Origin of the sequence: Achromobacter pestifer (assembly GCF_902859625.1) — a bacterium.
GTDB lineage: Bacteria > Pseudomonadota > Gammaproteobacteria > Burkholderiales > Burkholderiaceae_B > Achromobacter > Achromobacter pestifer.
Window position 1 is genome coordinate 23,015 of record NZ_CADIJX010000002.1, and the last position, 16,438, is coordinate 39,452.

At 63.2% G+C, this 16,438-nt stretch carries 14 protein-coding genes; 4 read left to right on the plus strand and 10 right to left on the minus strand.

Translation table 11 applies throughout. From position 1 onward, the window contains the following. Positions 1 to 51: 51 nt before the first annotated feature. Positions 52 to 1,803 (plus strand): SulP family inorganic anion transporter, encoded by a 1,752-nt coding sequence (locus tag HV753_RS06895; protein WP_175174609.1) that lies wholly within the window; start codon positions 52 to 54, stop codon positions 1,801 to 1,803. A 22-nt stretch (positions 1,804 to 1,825) separates the two neighbouring features. On the opposite strand, the gene HV753_RS06900 is transcribed toward HV753_RS06895, so the two are convergent. The 5 genes from HV753_RS06900 to HV753_RS06920 all read right to left on the minus strand — a co-directional run bounded on the left by HV753_RS06900 (position 1,826) and on the right by HV753_RS06920 (position 8,410). Further along, positions 1,826 to 2,584, minus strand: coding sequence for an ABC transporter ATP-binding protein (locus HV753_RS06900; protein ID WP_175173733.1), 759 nt, complete (start codon positions 2,582 to 2,584; stop codon positions 1,826 to 1,828). Further along, positions 2,581 to 4,458: an ABC transporter permease gene (locus HV753_RS06905; protein WP_175173734.1), complete on the minus strand. Its 1,878-nt coding sequence runs from the start codon at positions 4,456 to 4,458 to the stop codon at positions 2,581 to 2,583. Before HV753_RS06905 ends, HV753_RS06900 begins: the two co-directional genes overlap by 4 nt. Further along, complete coding sequence (locus HV753_RS06910) at positions 4,458 to 5,687, minus strand: ABC transporter substrate-binding protein (RefSeq protein WP_175173735.1); 1,230 nt, start codon at positions 5,685 to 5,687, stop codon at positions 4,458 to 4,460. Before HV753_RS06910 ends, HV753_RS06905 begins: the two co-directional genes overlap by 1 nt. A gap of 171 nt (positions 5,688 to 5,858) precedes the next feature. Further along, positions 5,859 to 6,863: a PDR/VanB family oxidoreductase gene (locus tag HV753_RS06915; protein ID WP_175173736.1), complete on the minus strand. Its 1,005-nt coding sequence runs from the start codon at positions 6,861 to 6,863 to the stop codon at positions 5,859 to 5,861. Continuing rightward, positions 6,860 to 8,410, minus strand: a complete 1,551-nt coding sequence (locus HV753_RS06920; protein WP_175173737.1) for a Rieske 2Fe-2S domain-containing protein — start codon at positions 8,408 to 8,410, stop codon at positions 6,860 to 6,862. Before HV753_RS06920 ends, HV753_RS06915 begins: the two co-directional genes overlap by 4 nt. Positions 8,411 to 8,616: 206 nt before the next feature. On the opposite strand from HV753_RS06920, the gene HV753_RS06925 reads away from it, so the two are divergent. Then, positions 8,617 to 9,318 (plus strand): GntR family transcriptional regulator, encoded by a 702-nt coding sequence (locus HV753_RS06925; protein WP_175173738.1) that lies wholly within the window; start codon positions 8,617 to 8,619, stop codon positions 9,316 to 9,318. Positions 9,319 to 9,345: 27 nt separating this feature from the next. Here HV753_RS06925 and HV753_RS06930 read toward each other — a convergent pair whose 3' ends face one another. Together HV753_RS06930 and HV753_RS06935 are read right to left on the minus strand one after the other, a co-directional pair. Continuing rightward, on the minus strand, positions 9,346 to 10,671 hold the full coding sequence (locus tag HV753_RS06930; RefSeq protein ID WP_175173739.1) for an MFS transporter: 1,326 nt from the start codon (positions 10,669 to 10,671) through the stop codon (positions 9,346 to 9,348). An 89-nt stretch (positions 10,672 to 10,760) separates the two neighbouring features. Further along, positions 10,761 to 11,618: a class II aldolase/adducin family protein gene (locus HV753_RS06935; RefSeq protein WP_175173740.1), complete on the minus strand. Its 858-nt coding sequence runs from the start codon at positions 11,616 to 11,618 to the stop codon at positions 10,761 to 10,763. Between the two features lie 168 nt (positions 11,619 to 11,786). On the opposite strand from HV753_RS06935, the gene HV753_RS06940 reads away from it, so the two are divergent. Continuing rightward, positions 11,787 to 12,683, plus strand: a complete 897-nt coding sequence (locus HV753_RS06940) for a LysR substrate-binding domain-containing protein (protein WP_175173741.1) — start codon at positions 11,787 to 11,789, stop codon at positions 12,681 to 12,683. Positions 12,684 to 12,867: 184 nt separating this feature from the next. On the opposite strand, the gene rpmG is transcribed toward HV753_RS06940, so the two are convergent. The 3 genes from rpmG to HV753_RS06955 form a co-directional block, all read right to left on the minus strand. Then, positions 12,868 to 13,035, minus strand: coding sequence for a 50S ribosomal protein L33 (rpmG, locus tag HV753_RS06945; RefSeq protein ID WP_003810296.1), 168 nt, complete (start codon positions 13,033 to 13,035; stop codon positions 12,868 to 12,870). Positions 13,036 to 13,072: 37 nt separating this feature from the next. After that, positions 13,073 to 13,309 (minus strand): 50S ribosomal protein L28, encoded by a 237-nt coding sequence (gene rpmB / locus HV753_RS06950; RefSeq protein WP_006223506.1) that lies wholly within the window; start codon positions 13,307 to 13,309, stop codon positions 13,073 to 13,075. Positions 13,310 to 13,653: 344 nt separating this feature from the next. Further along, complete coding sequence (locus HV753_RS06955; RefSeq protein ID WP_175174610.1) at positions 13,654 to 14,802, minus strand: Bcr/CflA family multidrug efflux MFS transporter; 1,149 nt, start codon at positions 14,800 to 14,802, stop codon at positions 13,654 to 13,656. 203 nt (positions 14,803 to 15,005) lie between these two features. On the opposite strand from HV753_RS06955, the gene HV753_RS06960 reads away from it, so the two are divergent. Then, positions 15,006 to 16,274 (plus strand): class I SAM-dependent methyltransferase, encoded by a 1,269-nt coding sequence (locus tag HV753_RS06960; RefSeq protein WP_175173742.1) that lies wholly within the window; start codon positions 15,006 to 15,008, stop codon positions 16,272 to 16,274. Positions 16,275 to 16,438 lie beyond the last annotated feature (164 nt).

The window sequence follows — 16,438 nt, forward strand, 5'->3', positions numbered from 1 at the left end:
AAAGGGGAATGAGACAGCATGACGCAGGGGGCAAGAGATCTGGCGGGCCGCATGTTCGGCTCATGGGTGGAGGATGTCAACAAGTTGACCCTGCGCGCCGATTTGTCGGCGGGCCTGCTGGGTGCGCTGTTGGTGCTGCCCCAAGGCGTGGCGTTTGCGACTCTGGCGGGGCTGCCCGCCGAATACGGGCTGTATTCAGCCATCATCCCCTGTATCGTCGCGGCGCTGTTCGGGTCCAGCCGGCATGTGATGTCCGGCCCGACCAATGCGAATTCTCTAGCGCTGTTTGCGGTGCTGACCCCCTTGGCCGCCGCGGGCAGCCCAGGCTATATCCAGTTGGCGCTTGCGGTGACGGTGCTGGTGGGCATCATGCAATGGCTGGTGGGTGTGCTGCGCCTGGGGTCGCTTGCTCATTTCATTTCTCCATCGGCCCTGTTCGGCTTCACCAGCGGCGCGGCGCTGCTGATCGCCGTGCACGCCTTGAAGGATGCGCTGGGCTTGCCGTCACCCGAATCGCATGGCGCGGGCGCCTTGCTGGTCAGTGTGGGGGCGCATCTTGACCAGATCCACAAGGGGGCGGTGCTGGTGACGCTGGTCACGCTGGGCGTGGCATTGCTGGTGCGCCGCCTGGATAAACGCAAACCCAATATGCTGCTGGGACTGGTGGCGGGGTCATTGGCGGCGGCGGCGTTCAATGCGTGGGCCGTGCCGCAGGGCGGCACGCCGGTATCGGTGGTGGGCGCCATCGCCCAGCCCTGGCCGCCATTCCACGTGCCCAGCGTGGACTGGCGCACGCTGCCTGATCTGCTTAGCCTGGCGTTCGCACTGACCATCGTGGCGCTGGCGCAATCGATCTCCATCGCGAAGGCCGTGGCCACGCGCTCGGGACAGCGCATCGACGCCAACCGGGAATTCATGGGGCAAGGGCTGTCGAACGTCGTGGGCGGCTTTTTCTCTTGCTATCTGTCCTGCGGATCGTTGAACCGATCCATACCCAATTACGAAGCCGGCGCCAAGACGCCGCTGGCCGCGGTGTTCTCGGCTGTGCTGCTGGTGGTGCTGGTGGCCTTGTCGGCACCGTTGCTGGCGATGATCCCCAACGCCGCGATCTCGGGCCTGCTGCTGTTGGTGGCGTGGACCTTGCTGGATATTCCCCGCTGGCGCCAGTTGATCCGGATGCAGCCGGGCGAGTGCGCCATTGCCGGCGCCACGTTGGCCGCCACGGTCACGATCCGCATGGAAGTGGCAATCCTGCTGGGCACCGTGTTGTCGCTGATGGCGTATCTGCATCGCACGTCGCGGCCGGCGATGCGCACGATGGGCTTTGATTCCCGGGGCTTGGATCGGCGCTTCGTGGTGCTGGAGCATCAGCAGGATGCGCTGCCGGAATGTCCGCAACTGAAGTTGCTGCGCATGGAAGGTTCGATCTATTTCGGCGCGGCGGCACACGTGGCCCATCGTCTGCACGAGCTGCGATCGGCGCCGGACGCGCCGCGCCACTTGCTGGTGATGGCCAAGAGCATGAACTTCATCGATCTGGCCGGCGCGCAGGTGTGGGAAGACGAGCTCGCCGCGCGGCGCGCGATGGGTGGCGATCTGTATTTCCATCGCCCGCGGCCAGAAGTGCTGGACATGTGGCGCCGCACGGGGTTTCTGGAGCGTTTGGGCGCGGACCATGTTTTCCCCGACAAGACCACGGCGCTGCACACCATCTACGCCAAGCTGGACCCCAGTGTCTGCGCGGGATGCAAAGCCCGGATCTTCTGGGAATGCCAGCCGCAGAATCCGCAAAGCGAGCATTGATCGCGCTGCGGGCGCAGCGGCTTCAGGGCGCTTCGGTGCCCAGGTAGGCCGCGCGCACCCGGGCATCCGCGGCGATTGCCGCAGGCGCACCTTCCGCCAACAACGCGCCGCGCACCAGCACCGCGATGCGGTCGGCATGTTTGAACACCACGTCCAGGCTGTGTTCCGTGAACAGCACGGCGATGCGTTGCGTGTCGGCAAGTTGGCGCGTCAGGCGCATCAGCGCGTGGCGTTCATTGGTGGCCATGCCTGCCGTGGGTTCGTCCATGAGCAACAGCCGTGGCTGGTGCGCCAGCGCCATTGCCAGTTCGACCCGTTTGACGTCGCCATAGGCCAGCGTGCCGCAGGCGGCGTCGGCCTGGTTCGCCATTTGCACTTGCGATAGCAGGGCCATGGCCTCGTCGATGGCGTGGCCCGCGGCGCGGCGCCAGGGGTTGAACAGCAGGCGGTCGCGGGACAGCAGGGCCGTTTGTACGTTTTCGCGAACGGTCATCGACCGGAAGGTGGCGGCGGTTTGGAAGGTGCGCCCGACGCCAAGCCGGCAGATCTTGCCGGCTGACAGGCCCACCAGTTCGCGGCCATCCAGCCGCACCGATCCGGAATCGGGCCGCAATTGACCGCCCAGTACGTTGAAGCAGGTGGACTTTCCAGCGCCATTCGGGCCGATCAACGCCAGCATCTGGCCGGCTTCCAGCGTGAACGACACGCCTGCCAGTGCGTCGATGCCGCCGAAGGATTTGCGCAGCGCGTCGACCTGGAGCAAGGAGGGGGAGGTGGTCATGCGCGCCTCCCGCGGAGCCGCGCAGCAGCGCCGGCAAGACCTTCCGGAAACGCCATGACCAGCGCCAGAATGGCCAGGCCCAGCACGGCGTGCCAGTATTCGGTGCTGCGCGCCGCCGCATCTTGCAGCCATGTGTAGGCGGCGGCGCCGACAAGCGGGCCGGCCAGTGTCTGTAGACCGCCCAACAGCACCATAACCAGCCCGTCCACCGAGCGGCTGACGGCCAGGACGTCGGGGGCGATGCTGCCCTTGGAAAATGCGTAGAGCGACCCGGCCAGGCCGGCAGCGAAAGACGCCGCGACAAAGCCTGCCCACTGCACGCGCCGGGTTTCCATGCCCAGGGCCTCGGCGCGCAACGAAGCGTCGCGCACGCCGCGCAGCGCGTACCCCAGCGGCGAAAACGCCAGGCGGCGCAGCCAGGCGACGCCGGCCGCACACAAGGCGAGCGTCACGTAATAGAACCAGGGGCCTTGCGCCAGCCAGGACGATGGCCATAAGCCGATCAGGCCGTTGCTGCCGCCCGTCACGTCGTCCCATTGGTACGCAAGCGCCCAAAGGATTTGTGCGACGGCCAGCGTCAGCATGGCCAGGTACACGCCGGACAGGCGCACGCAGAACCAGCCGAACAGCAGCGCGCCGAACGCGGCGGCGAACGGGCCCAACAGCAACGCGGCTTCCATGGGCACAGCGGCCAATTTCAGCAATAGCGCAGCGCCATAAGCGCCCAGCCCAAACCAGGCGGCATGGCCGAAAGAGGTCATGCCTGCCAGTCCGGTCAGGAAGTGCAGGCTGGCGGCAAACAACGCGGCGATCAGGATCTCGGTCATCAGAATGCTGAGATACGGCCAGTACAACGCGGCGATGGGTACCAGTGCCAACAGGACAAGCAGCAGCACATAGGCCAGGCGCAGGCTCCGGCCGGCGGGGGCAATGGGGCGCTCCGCCGGGCCGGCATGCGAGGCGGGGGCGGGCGGCTTGCCCAGCAGGCCCCACGGGCGCACCACCAGCACCACGGCCATCACGGCGAATTCGGCCAGCAGCGTCAGCTTTGACAGGTTGAACACCCATGGGCCGATCTGGATCTGACCCAGGAAGACGAACACGGCTTTCACGGAGCAGATCAGCAGGGCGGCCAGGAAGGCGCCAGGAATTGATCCTAGGCCGCCCACCACCACCACCACGAAGGCGCTGGCGATGATCTCCAGATCCAGCCCCAGCGTGGCGGGCACCCGGGGCGCGGCCAGGGCGCCGCCCAACCCGGCCAGGAAGGCCCCCAGCGTGAAGGCGGAGGTGAACAGCCAGGCCTGGTTTACGCCCAGCGCGGCAAGCATGCTGCGGTTTTCGGCCGCCGCGCGCAGCAGCCGGCCCCAGCGTGTGCGCATCAGCAGCAGCCATAACAGGCCAAGCACCACGGGGCCGGCGGCGATCAGCAGCAGGTCGTATTGTGGATAGCGTCGGCCCAGGATCTGGACCGCGCCGGACAGGCCGGGGGCGCGCGCCGCGAACAGGTCTTCGGGACCCCAGATCGCCAGCGTGGCGTCACCGATGATGAGCACGAGGGCGAACGTGGCCAGCAATTGGAATAGTTCGGGCGCCTGGTACAAGCGCTTGAGCACCAGCCATTCGGCCGCTGCGCCGATCAGGCCGGTGGCCAGCGCGGCCAGCAGCAGGCCGGCCCAATAGCCGGCGCCGTCGCCGAAATACGTGGTGAAGGTCCATGCCAGGTAGATGCCCAGCATGTAGAACGACCCATGCGCGAAATTCACCACGCGGGTCACGCCGAAGATCAGCGACAGGCCGGCGGCCACCAGGAACAATGCGCTGGCATCCGCCAAGCCGTTAAGCAGCTGCGACAACAGCCCCGACAGGCTCATCAGTGCGCCGGACGCATCTTTCGCACCTGCTCGTCAGGCGGTTGCAGGCGCGCGCCATCGATGTAGGCGAAGTCCTTCATGATGCCCTTGCCGTCTTCCACGGCGGTCACGCCCACGTAGACACCCATCGTCGATTGATGGTCAATCTTGCGGTATTGGATCTGACCGTAAGGCGTATCGACCTTCAGGCCGGCAAAGGCGTCGACGAGTTTTTCCGTGTCCACCGCGCCGGCGGCCTGTAGGCCCTTGGCAATCGACATCAGCGATGCGTAGCCAACCACGGACCCGACCTTGGGCGTTTCGTTATAGCGCTTCTTGTAGGCTTCCACGAAGGTGTTGTTGGCCGGCGTGTCGATGGCATACCAGGGGTAGCCGGTGACGATCCAGCCCGAAGGCGTATCGGCGCCCAGCGGTTCCAGGTATTCCGGTTCGCCCGACAGCACGGACACGACGGCGCGGTTCTCGAACAGGCCGCGCGTATTGCCTTCGCGGACAAAGCGGGTCAGGTCGGCGGCGAACAGCACGTTGAAGATGGCATCGGGCTTGGCGTCGGCCAAGGCTTGCACCACGGCGCCCGCATCCACCTTGCCCAGCGGCACGGCTTGTTCGGCCACGAATTCGACGTCGGACTGGAAGGACTTCATCATGGCCTTGAACGTGGCCACGGCGGACTGCCCGTATTCATAATTGGGATAGACGATGGCCCAGCGCTTCTTGCGCAAGGCCAGCGCCTTGGGGGCCAGCGCCGCGACGTGCATCCAGGTGGAAGGCCGCAAGCGGTAGGTGTAGCGATTGCCCTCCTGCCAGGTGATCTTGTCGGTCAGAGGCTCGGCGGCCAGGAAGAACACTTGTTGCTGCTTGGCGAAGTCGGTCAGCGCCAAGCCCGTGTTGGACAGGAACCCGCCAAACAGCAGTTCAACCTTTTCGCGGGCCAGCAATTCTTGCGCCGCGCGCACCGAATCGCCGGGATTGCCGTTGTCGTCGCGCGAAATCACTTCCAGCTTTCTGCCCAGCACGCCGCCTTCGGCGTTGACCTGTTCCAGCGCCAATTGCCAGCCCTTTTTGTAAGGGCCCAGGAAGGCGGGGATAGCCTTGTAGCTGTTGATCTCGCCGATGCGGATGGGCGGTTCGCGGTCCTTGGCGACGGCAACGGCGACCGGAGTCAGCGCCAGGGCCAGAAGCGCGGGAGCAAACGCGCGGCGCAGCAGGGTAAGGCTGGGACGAAGCATGGCGGGGTATCGCAGGCAAGAGGGATCGGGCGTCGCCGCTTGGCGCGGGGGCGCTGCTGGTTGCGGCCCAATTGAAACACGTGCCTCTGCCGTGGGGCAATAAGAAGCTGCCCTGCCAGGCGAGCAGGGCGCTGTCGTGCGCGCCGCCCGGACGCCATAAAAGCCCGGGCGCTACAGATCCACCACCAGCCGCGCGCCTTTCGCGCGCGAGACGCAGGCCGTCAGGCAATGCGTCTTTTCCTCGTCGGAAAGGATGAAGTCCTGATGGTCCACCTCGCCTTCCAGGTATTCCAGCTTGCACGCCCCGCAAAGGCCCGACAGGCACGACGTCGGGATCCGATGCCCGGCCAGCTCCAGCGCGCGCACGATGGTCTGTTCTGGCAAGACCTGCACGGTTGCGCCGGACCGGGCGAGCTGGACTTCAAAGCTGCCCGCCGGCGCCGCATCCGTCTGCGGCCGCGCCGGTGCCTTGAAATGCTCGCTGTGCACGGTGCCTTCAGGCCAATGCTTGGCCGCGTCGGCGCAGGCGTCCATAAAGCCTGCAGGGCCGCAAAAGTACACATGCGTTCCGGGCGGCGCATTCGCGAGCAAGGCACCGATGTCCAGGCCCTTTGCGCGCTCGCCATTGTCGTGATGCAAGTGCAGGCGCGCCGGGGTGGCGAGCGCGCGCAGCTCGTCAACGAATGCGGCGTGCTGGCGGGTCCGCGCGCAATAATGCAGCTCGAACGAAGCCGACTGGCTGGCCAGCACATGAGCCATCGCCTTCAAGGGCGTGATGCCGATGCCGCCCGCGAGCAGGACCGTGTGCGCGGCCCCGGGTGCGAGCCTGAAGGCGTTTCGCGGCCAGCCTATGGTAAGCGTCTGCCCGACCCGCACGCTCTCGTGCATGGCGCGGGAGCCGCCCCGGCTGCTAGCTTCCAGCAACACGCCCAGCGTCCAGCAACTGCGATCCTCCGGATCGCCCGCCAGCGAGTACGACCTGATGACCCCAGCGGGCAGGTGCACATCGACATGCGCGCCCGCCTCGACCTCGGGTAAGGCTATCCCTTCGGGATGCACCAGCTCAAACGCATGGATACCTTCGGCCTGCCACCGAATGCAGCGCACACGAAGCGTCAATGACTCGCCTGCCGTGTATGCGGCGCATAGCGCCCCGTCGGGTAGTGGCGCATTCATGCCATTCTCCGGGCCAGCACGTCCTGTTGCAGCGCCTCCAGCTTCTGTTTCACAAAGTCGGTGCGCGCCTGCCCCTTGATGGTGTCGGACTCGGTGAGGATCAGCACCACCTGCTTGGCAAGGTAGCGGCGCAGCGTCACCTCTTCCTCCCGGGTGCGGCCAACGGGCAGTTCGAACACATTGCCGGAACAATAGCTATTGGGTGTGCCACCGCTATCGCGAAGCCACTGCGCGAATTGCTGAGGGCCGGCCGCCGGATTCGTCCCACGGATAGCGTCTCGCAAGAGCTTGCGAAACACGTACAGCCCCGCGTCGAACTTGGTCGGATTCTCCAGCGCATGCACGGCGATGGGGCGCTGGCTGATGATGGCTTCGTAATCACCTGGCGCGTACTGGCATTCCTTGTAGTTCGCGCGCGCGCGATGGTCGGCCGGGATGGGGGGCAGGTCCTCGAGCTTGTATTGGCCAAAGCGCTCCGGCCGGCGCATGGCGACCTGGCCTTCCAGGAAGTCGATGGTTTCGTACCCGACCATGCTCTTGTCGCCAATGCCGCGTGTGTCGATGCCGGGGCCCATGACGCGCCAGCCGATCATCTTGCTGTTGACGTCGTCCACCGGCACCGTCCAGCGGATCATGTGGAAACGGCCGAACAGCTTCTTGGCGTGGCCGTCTTCGGACGTGTAGGCGTGCAGGCTGAAATTGGGCAGCACCTGATGCTGGACGCGGATGTACATGTGATCGTCGTCCGAGCGCCGCGCGCCCGAGCAGGCCAGGCCCCGGCCGCCGTGGATAGGTACGAATTGCATATCGGGCGGGACTTCCATCGACGCGGCGCCCACCTCGTCGAAGGTGGTGCCCTGGTAGTGTTCGCCCGTTACCTGACGCTTCGCGTGCAGCGCCATCGTGTGATAGTTGTCCGCCGAATTGTCCTGCACCTGCAGCCAGTTGGCGTGTTGAAAGTTGCTGTAGGGCACGAGTTCGTCGCCTTCGGCCACCGTGAAATTTCCTTCCCAGTCCGGAAACGGCGGTTCTTCGTCCGGGGGGCCCATGTACGCGAACACCAGGCCATGGCGTTCAAGCGCCTTGTACGCGCCTTGACGGATAGAACAACGATACCGTTCGCCTTCTTCCTCCTCGCCTTCGGGGAATGGCACGCGCAGGCAAGCGCCGTCCACGTCGAACACCATGCCGTGGTAGCAGCACGAAATGCCGTGCTGCTCAATCTTTCCGTACTCCAGCGACGCTCCGCGATGCACGCAATGCGCATGCAGCAGGCCGATGGCCCCGCTTCCATCGCGAAAGCAGACCAGCTCTTCTCCCATGATTTTCAGAAAGCGCGGCGTGTCCGTCAGTTCCAGTGTCATACAGACGGGATGCCAGAAGCGGCGCAGGTATTCGCCTGCGGGGGTGCCGGGGCCGACTTCGGTCAGCTCCGGATCATGGCCCGGGACGTTGTTGGTGAAGTATCCGCCATACGGGATGAGCTTCTTGACGGCGCCAGCGGCGGCGCTGCTTGAACGTTCGAACTGGTCTTGTGTGGTGCTCATGTTGTCTCCGATGTCGTAAAAAAATTTAAATTCAGAGTACTGAACTCTGAACTCTGTATACAGAGATTAAGGGATTTATTTCCCATCATCCCCCGGGGAAAACCCGCAAAATTGTTACTGCTCGCCGCCTGTCAGGGGCGGATCTCCTAGAAGCTTCCTTTATTCATCGTTCGTTTGAACTCTGTATCCAACGTAGAATTCCACCTATGAAACTCACCCTCAACAGCCTGCCCGCCCGTGCGGATTTCGTGGACGAAACCTATCGCGTATTGGTCGACGCCATTACGGATGGCTCGCTGGAACCCGGTGAGCGCATCACGCAGGAAGAAATCGCCGAGCAGCTTGGCGTGTCCCGATCTCCGGTATTGCAGGCGCTGCGCCTGTTGAAAAATGACGGCTTCATTGAAGACGCGCCCGGACGCGGCGTTCAGGTGGCGCAGTTGGACATCGCCTGGGTGGCCAACCTGTACCAGGTCCGCGGCGCGCTGGACGCCCTGGCTGCGAAACTCGCTGCGGAAAAACGATTCCGCATCGCCCCCGCGCTGATTCAACACGGCCGTGCGGTGTCCAAAGGCAAGGACTTGCGCGCCATCATCGATGCGGACCTTGCGTTTCATAACGCGATCTACGAGGCGTCCGGCAACCCGCTTATCCAGGAAAGCGCCCACCGCCACTGGATGCACCTGAGGCGCGTGATGGGCGCGGTGCATCGTGTGGCGAAACACCGCGCCTCGTTGTGGGACGAGCATCAAGCCATTGCAGACGCCATCGCCGAAGGCAATGTGAAGCGTGCCGTGTCGTTGAGTGACCAGCATATTGAAAAGGCGAGGGCCAACCTGGTTAACGAACTGGAGGAGATGTACCCGATCTCCCCCTCTCAAAAGCCCAAAGATGCCGCAACGGCGTAGTGGCCGAGGGCATGACGGCATGAGTGCCTAGCCGCGTTCGCGCCCCTTCGCCACGTTCACGAGCGCGGCGGGAACGGAGAACACCAGGATGCTGCCGATGACCAGGCTGGCCGCCAGGCCGAACACGCCGGCGCCCGTGGTGCCATACGCGGTCTGCACGTATCCGATGACGTAAGGGCTGACCACCCCCGATATGCTGCCCACCGAATTGACAAAGGCAATACCCGCTGCGGCGGCGCCACCCGTCAGAATGGCCGGCGGCAACACCCAGAATTGGGAAATTGTCGCCATCACGCCCACCGTGCCCACGGTCAGCGCCACCATGGCCAGCGTGGTGTCATGCGCCCAGAAGACGCTGGCGGTAAGACCCAGCGCGCCCAACAGGCCGGCCAGCGACAGATGCCAGCGGCGTTCACCCGTCGCATCGGAATTGCGGCTGATCAGAATCATGCCGACCACTGCCGCCGCATAGGGAATCGACGACAACAAACCGATCTGCATGGTGTCCGTGACCCCGCTGGCCTTGACCAGGCTCGGGAGCCAAAAGCTCACGCCATACAGGCCCATCGTAAAGAAGAAATAAATGCCCGCCAGCAGAAGGACCTTGGGGTTGGTCAGACCGTCCTTGATCGAATGCAAATGCTGGTCTTGCTGTTCGGCCGCCAGGTCTCGCTGGATAAGGTCCTTTTCCGGCTGGCTCAGCCACTTGGCGTCCGCCACTCTGTCATTCAGATAAAAGAAGGCAACGACGCCGACAAAGACGGTGGGTATTCCTTCAATCAGGAACAACCACTTCCAGCCGGCCATGCCCATGGCGCCGTTGAAGTGGTTCATGATCCAGCCCGACAAGGGGCCGCCGATCACGCCGGACATGGGAATGCCCGTCAGGAACAGTGCCGTGACCTTGCTGCGGCGTGAGTTTGGAAACCAGTAGGTCAGGTACAGCAGAATGGCGGGAATGAATCCGGCCTCGGCCACGCCCAGCAGGAAGCGCAATACGTAGAAGCTGGTCGGGCTGGAAACAAACATCATGCCTGCGGAGATCAGCCCCCACGTGACCATGATGCGCGCAATCCATCGGCGCGCGCCCACCTTCAGCAGGATCAGATTGCTAGGCACTTCGAAAGCCAGATAGCCAACGAAAAAAATGCCCGCGCCCAGTCCATAGACCGCATCGCTGAAGCCCAGGTCCTGCGACATTTGCAACTTGGCGAACGCCACGTTGATACGGTCCAGGTACGCACAGACATAGCAAAGGAACAGGAAGGGCAATAGCCGCCAGGCGACCTTGGAGTAGGTGGCCGACTCGAAATCGGATGCTGGTGCACGCGCGGGTGCGATATCGCTATACATTTTTGTCTCCCTTATTTTTTATGTGAAACGAGGCACGCTCCTGTGCCTCGTCAGGGCCTGCTCGGAAAGGCCCGCGACACGCTGCCGGTTCAATCGAACATGTCGGGCTGTGTCGCCGCCAAATGGCTGTATATCGGCTGAAAGTGCAGCCAGCCGATGTACTCGGAGCCCACATGCTCCCGGCTGTAGCGCGAACGGTCCGGCGGAACCAGAACTGGTTTCAGGCCCGTCGCCTCCACCATCAACTGCTGCTTGCAGCAACGTTCTAGCGCAATGAACCAGAACGCCGCCGACTCAATGCTGTGACGGCTGGCGGTGAGCAGGCCGTGGTTTTGATGGATCGCGGCCTTGACTCCCTTGAACCAGTCGCAAACCGCCATGCCCGCTTTTTCCTCCACGGCGACCTGCCCGGCTTCTTCACGGATGACGATGTGATCTTCAAAGAACGCCGCCGCGTCTTGCGAAATGGGGTCCAGCGCCTTGCCCAGTGAAGCGAAGGCCGTTCCGTAGGTAGTGTGCGCGTGGCACATGGCGAGGATGTCGGGGTGCGCCTCATGCACGGCGGCATGCAGCACAAAGCCCGCGCGGTTCAAGGCGTATTCGCCTTCGACCACTTGGCCCTTGTGGTCCGCAAGAATCAGGTTGGAAACTCTCACGTCCGCAAAGTGCACGCACATCGGGTTCGTCCAGTACAGCTCGGGGAACTCCGGGTCCCGTATGGTCAGGTGACCCGCAAACCCGTAGTCAAAACCTTCCAGCGCAAAGGCCCGGCAAGCCGCTACCAGGCGTTTCTTTAGATGCAGGCGTTCCTCCTCCAGGGAGGCAAAGGTGGGCTGTTCCGGATAGATCAGCCCTTTTTGCGTCGGTTCGTAAATCGAGATGCGCCCGTCAGGAAGGCGCTTGGGCGCATGCTTGTTCGCGGGGACTTGGTCGAGGATGGCAGACATGGATGACTCCAGAGAGGGATCGGGCCCCGAGCTCACGCTGTCGGCGTGATGGGATGCAGACGATCTTCTGATGTACATCAATTAAAAAAAAGCGATACTTGTTCAACTTCAGATGAACTGTATTCAACTGAATGACGACGGCAACCCGGTCAGCTTCCAGGTGGATCCATGCGCAGAATTCCGAACTTCGTGCTCTTGAGAGCCTTTGAATCCGCGGCTCGCCTCGGAAGCTTTGCGGCAGCGGCGGCCGAGCTGAGCCTGACCCCGTCCGCCATCAGTCATCAAATCAAGGAACTTGAGGAAGTTTTCCGAAAGCCGCTCTTCTATCGGCTCAATCGCCGGGTTGATCTCACGGCGGAAGGGGCAAGATTCGCCGACAGCCTGACGCGCGTCCTGAACGCGCTGGAAGCCAGCTGTTCAGAAGTCAGCCTCGCGCCCACCGGTCAGGTGCTTTCGCTTTACTGCGCCCCCAGCTTCGCCGCCAAATGGCTCGGCCCTCGCCTGGGGACGCTCACCCAGCGCCACCCGGAAATCGTCATCCGCCTGACGACCGCCGCCGAACCGCTGGACCTTACCCGCGCCCGCGAAGTCGACGTTGCCATCTCGTATGGCACCGCCGTCCAACGCACGGGGATTGCAGTCACCCCGCTGGGAAAGGAATTCATCGTTCCGCTATGCGCGCCGTCAGTACTGGCGAACAAGCGCAATGCGCGCAAACTCATCAGCGAATTCGCTCTCATCGAATCGCAGCTAAGCCGCGTGACATGGCGCGACTGGTTCGCCATGAACGGCTTCACCACCGCGCCCAACGTGAATCAATCCTTCGACAGAGCCGCCCTGGCGATTTCCGCTGCGGTGGACGGGCTGGGCATCGCATTGGAATCCACAAGATTTGCCGAGAAGGAATTGGCGCGAGGCGAGCTGATTGAACTGGGCGCAAACGAATTTCCCCGCATCGCCCGAGAGACGCATTTCTTTTCGGTGCGAAGGGAAGAAGAGGATATTCCGAAGATTCAGCTATTTCGAAAATGGCTCATGGGGTCGCTTAAACCCAAGCGGACATGAACTCCCTATGAACGTGCGGTCCTGGGCCTGCGAAGCCACGCCCGGAGCGTGGACTTATCCTGGAGCCCGTACCGGCGTTGTGCCTCTTAAATGCACTGTCAGCCAATTCAAGGACGGGGCATGAGCCATGAAAAAAGCCCTGCGATGCAGGGCTTTTTTTTGACTCACCAGAATACCGGCTGAATTACTTCAGCTTGGTTTCCTTGTAGTCAACGTGCTTGCGAGCGACCGGATCAAATTTCTTGATCAGCATCTTCTCGGGCATGTTGCGCTTGTTCTTGGTGGTCGTGTAGAAATGACCCGTGCCGGCAGTCGACTCGAGCTTGATCTTTTCGCGGATACCTTTGGCCATGTCGTGCTCCTAGTATGGTGATTGTCGTGGAGGCCGATTAGGCGATTTCGCCGCGGGCGCGCATGTCGGCCAGAACGGCGTCGATGCCGTTCTTGTCGATCGTGCGGATGGCCTTGGCGGAAACACGCAGGCGGACCCAGCGGTTTTCGCTTTCAACCCAGAACCGGCGCGATTGCAGGTTGGGCAGGAAGCGACGCTTGGTCTTGTTGTTTGCGTGCGAAACATTGTTGCCCACCATCGGGCCTTTGCCGGTCACTTGGCATACGCGTGCCATGGATGCACCTCTTTATGTCGTTCTTTCGCGCATCGCTTGGGGGGTAGACGGGGGATTTAGCCGCCGGGCTGTGTGGGGAGCGCCGTGTTGCCACTTGCGCTGCCTTTGCCGGCCACCCAGTCTTAGTGGATGAGGGGGATTGGATCCGCCCGTGCTTATACCCGCTGCCTACCACCCGCTGAAACCCTGGTCGAAATTCTTGAGAATTTCTTGCCTGAATTTCCTGACGCTACGCGGTTGGGGTCAGAGTGCTGAACTACAAAGCATAGTAGTCCGGCACGGGAAACTTCTTGTGAAGACGTAGATTCTAATACGAAAAAGCCAAGTAAATCAAGCGGCCATGGTCATGCCGTGTGCGATTGCGCGACACGGCCCGAAATCCAGGACAGGCAGGCGCAGGTGGCCAGCGTGGTGGTCAGGGGTAGGGCGCTGTCCGTTTGCCACGCGCTGACCGCGAAACCGGCCAATGCGCCGCAGGACAATTGCAGCGTCCCCAATAAAGCCGACGCGGCGCCCAGGCGCTTGCCCTGGTCCGACAGCGCCAGCGCCGCCGAGTTCGGGTTCACGAAACCCTGGCTGCCCATGTAGCCGATCAGGCACAACATCAGCAGAGGCAGCGTCATCCAGCCGGCCAGCGTCAGCGCCACGGCCGCCAGGCTGGCGATGGCCAGCGAGGTCAGGGCCTTGCGTTGCAGTTGGCGAGGCCGATAGGTGCGCAGCAGGCGGGCGCTGATCTGCGAGCAGATGATGAGCGACAGCGCGTTGGTGCCGAATAGCAGGCCGTAGTACTGAGGCGGCACGCCATAGAGTTCGATGAAGACGCGCGGGGAGCCGATGATGTAGGCGAACATGCCGGCTTGGCCGAAACCGCCCGCCAGGCTGTGTGCCATGAAGCCACGATGCGAGAACAGATCGCGGTAGTTGCGCAGGATGGTGCTCCAGCGCAACGGTACGACGCGGTCGGGCGTCAGCGATTCCTTCATGATCTTCGCCACCGCCAGCATCAGCATGGCGCCGCCCAGCAACATGATCCAGAACAGGCTGCGCCACGAGGCGAAGGTCAGCAATTGGCCGCCGGCAAGCGGCGCCAGAATCGGGGCCAGACCCATGATCAGCATCAGCAGAGACATCGCCCGCGCGGCCTCGTGCGTGTCGTAGTGGTCACGGATGACCGCGCGCGGAATCACGATGCCTGCGGCGCCGCCCATGGCCTGCACGACGCGCCAGCCAGTCAGGGCCTCGACCGAGCCCGACAGCGCGCATCCCAGCGAGGCCACCATGAACAGCGCCAGGCCCACCATCAGCGGCGGCTTGCGCCCGAAGCGGTCGGCCATCGGGCCGTAGAACACTTGCGCCAGCGCCAGCCCGATCAAATAGGCCGCGAGCGTGCGTTCGACATCGCCCCGGGGTACGCCCAGGTTGGCCGCGATGGTCGGGAACGCGGGCAGGTACATATCGATGGCGAACGGGCCGATCGCCGTCAGCGCGCCCATGAGAATGAGCCAACCGGGCAGGCCGCTGCGGGAAACTGGTGATGGGGGCATGGTGATCGCGGTAAAACGCAGAGACAGGGCGCATGCGTTTCATTGCATGTTTTGCGCCAAGCCAGCGACTGTATCACGGGTAACCTGACACGCAAATTTCAGCTATTTTCCGATACAGTCTTCAGCGTCCGTAAGTATTCAGAGGAGAGGTCGTGAATCCTTTGTTGTCTGTGGTGGAACGCAAACTTGGAGCCTTGCCCGTCCCGGTTCAACTGGTGTTGCCGGATGGCACGGTGCTGGGGCCGCCCGATCCGCGCGTGCGCTTCGTGGCACACGACAAGACCGCGCTGGCCCACTTGGCCGAAGGCGCGGTGGGTGTGCTGGGGCAGGATTATGTAGAAGGCCGCATCGATATCGAAGGCAATATGCGCGATGTGATGGCGGCGGCATCGGCGCTGTTGCCGGGCTCTCCGGTCGATGCGGCGCGCGGGGGCTGGCTGACGGAATTGGTGCGCAAGGTGATGTCGGTGTGGCGGCATTCCGCGGAGCGCGACGCCAAGCAGATCGAGTTTCACTACGACCTGTCCGATGACTTCTATGCGCTGTGGCTGGACCCGCGCCGCGTCTATTCCTGCGCGTATTACCGCACGCCGGAGATGACGCTGGCCCAGGCCCAGGAGGCCAAGCTCGACCACATCTGCCGCAAGCTGCGCCTGCACGCGGGCGAGCGTTTCCTGGATGTGGGGGCGGGTTGGGGCGGCTTGCTGCTGTGGGCCGCTGAAAACTACGGCGTGGACGCCACCGGCATCACGCTGTCGCGCAATCAGCACGCGCACGTCTCGAAACTGATCCAGGAAAAGGGCTTGGCTGGCCGGGTCCGCATGGAACTGCTGGACTACCGTCAGTTGGACGAATCCCGGCAGTTCGACAAGATTGCGTCGGTGGGCATGTTCGAGCATGTGGGCCGGGCGCAACTGGAAGGCTATTTCGCCAAGCTGCGCCGCCTGCTCAAGCCGGGCGGGCTGATCATGAACCATGGCATTACCGCGGCCGGCGTCTATAACGCCGAATTGGGCAACGGCATGGGCGAGTTCATTGAGAAGTACATCTTCCCCGGCGGCGAACTGACCCACATCAGTGTCGTGATGGAAGCCATGACCAATGGCGGCCTGGAGGAAGTGGACGTGGAGAACCTGCGCCCGCATTACGCGCGCACGTTGTGGGCGTGGAGTGATGCGCTGGAGGCCCGCCTGCCGGAGGCTGCTCAGATACTGGGCGCCGACCAGGGCGCGCGGTCGCTGCGGGCGTACCGCCTGTACCTGGCCGGTTGCGCCATGGCATTCGAGCACGGCTGGATCGCCCTGCATCAGATCCTGGGCCAGCCGCCCGCCACCGGCCGTTCTGACGAGCTGGACAATCCCCCGGATCTTTCGTATCCGTGGCGGCGCGACTATATGTATGGCGATGGCGCCGGCCGCTGAGCCTGCTTTGCGATCAATATGGGGCAAGCCTCATCCGCGCGCCCGATGAGCGACGGTCACATCGTCTGGGATTTTAAACTGAATATTGGCTGAAAATAGCTTGAATCCGATGCTTTAGGGGGCTGCCAAGAGGCGTTTCCGGCTTGTCTGTGATGGTTAGTATG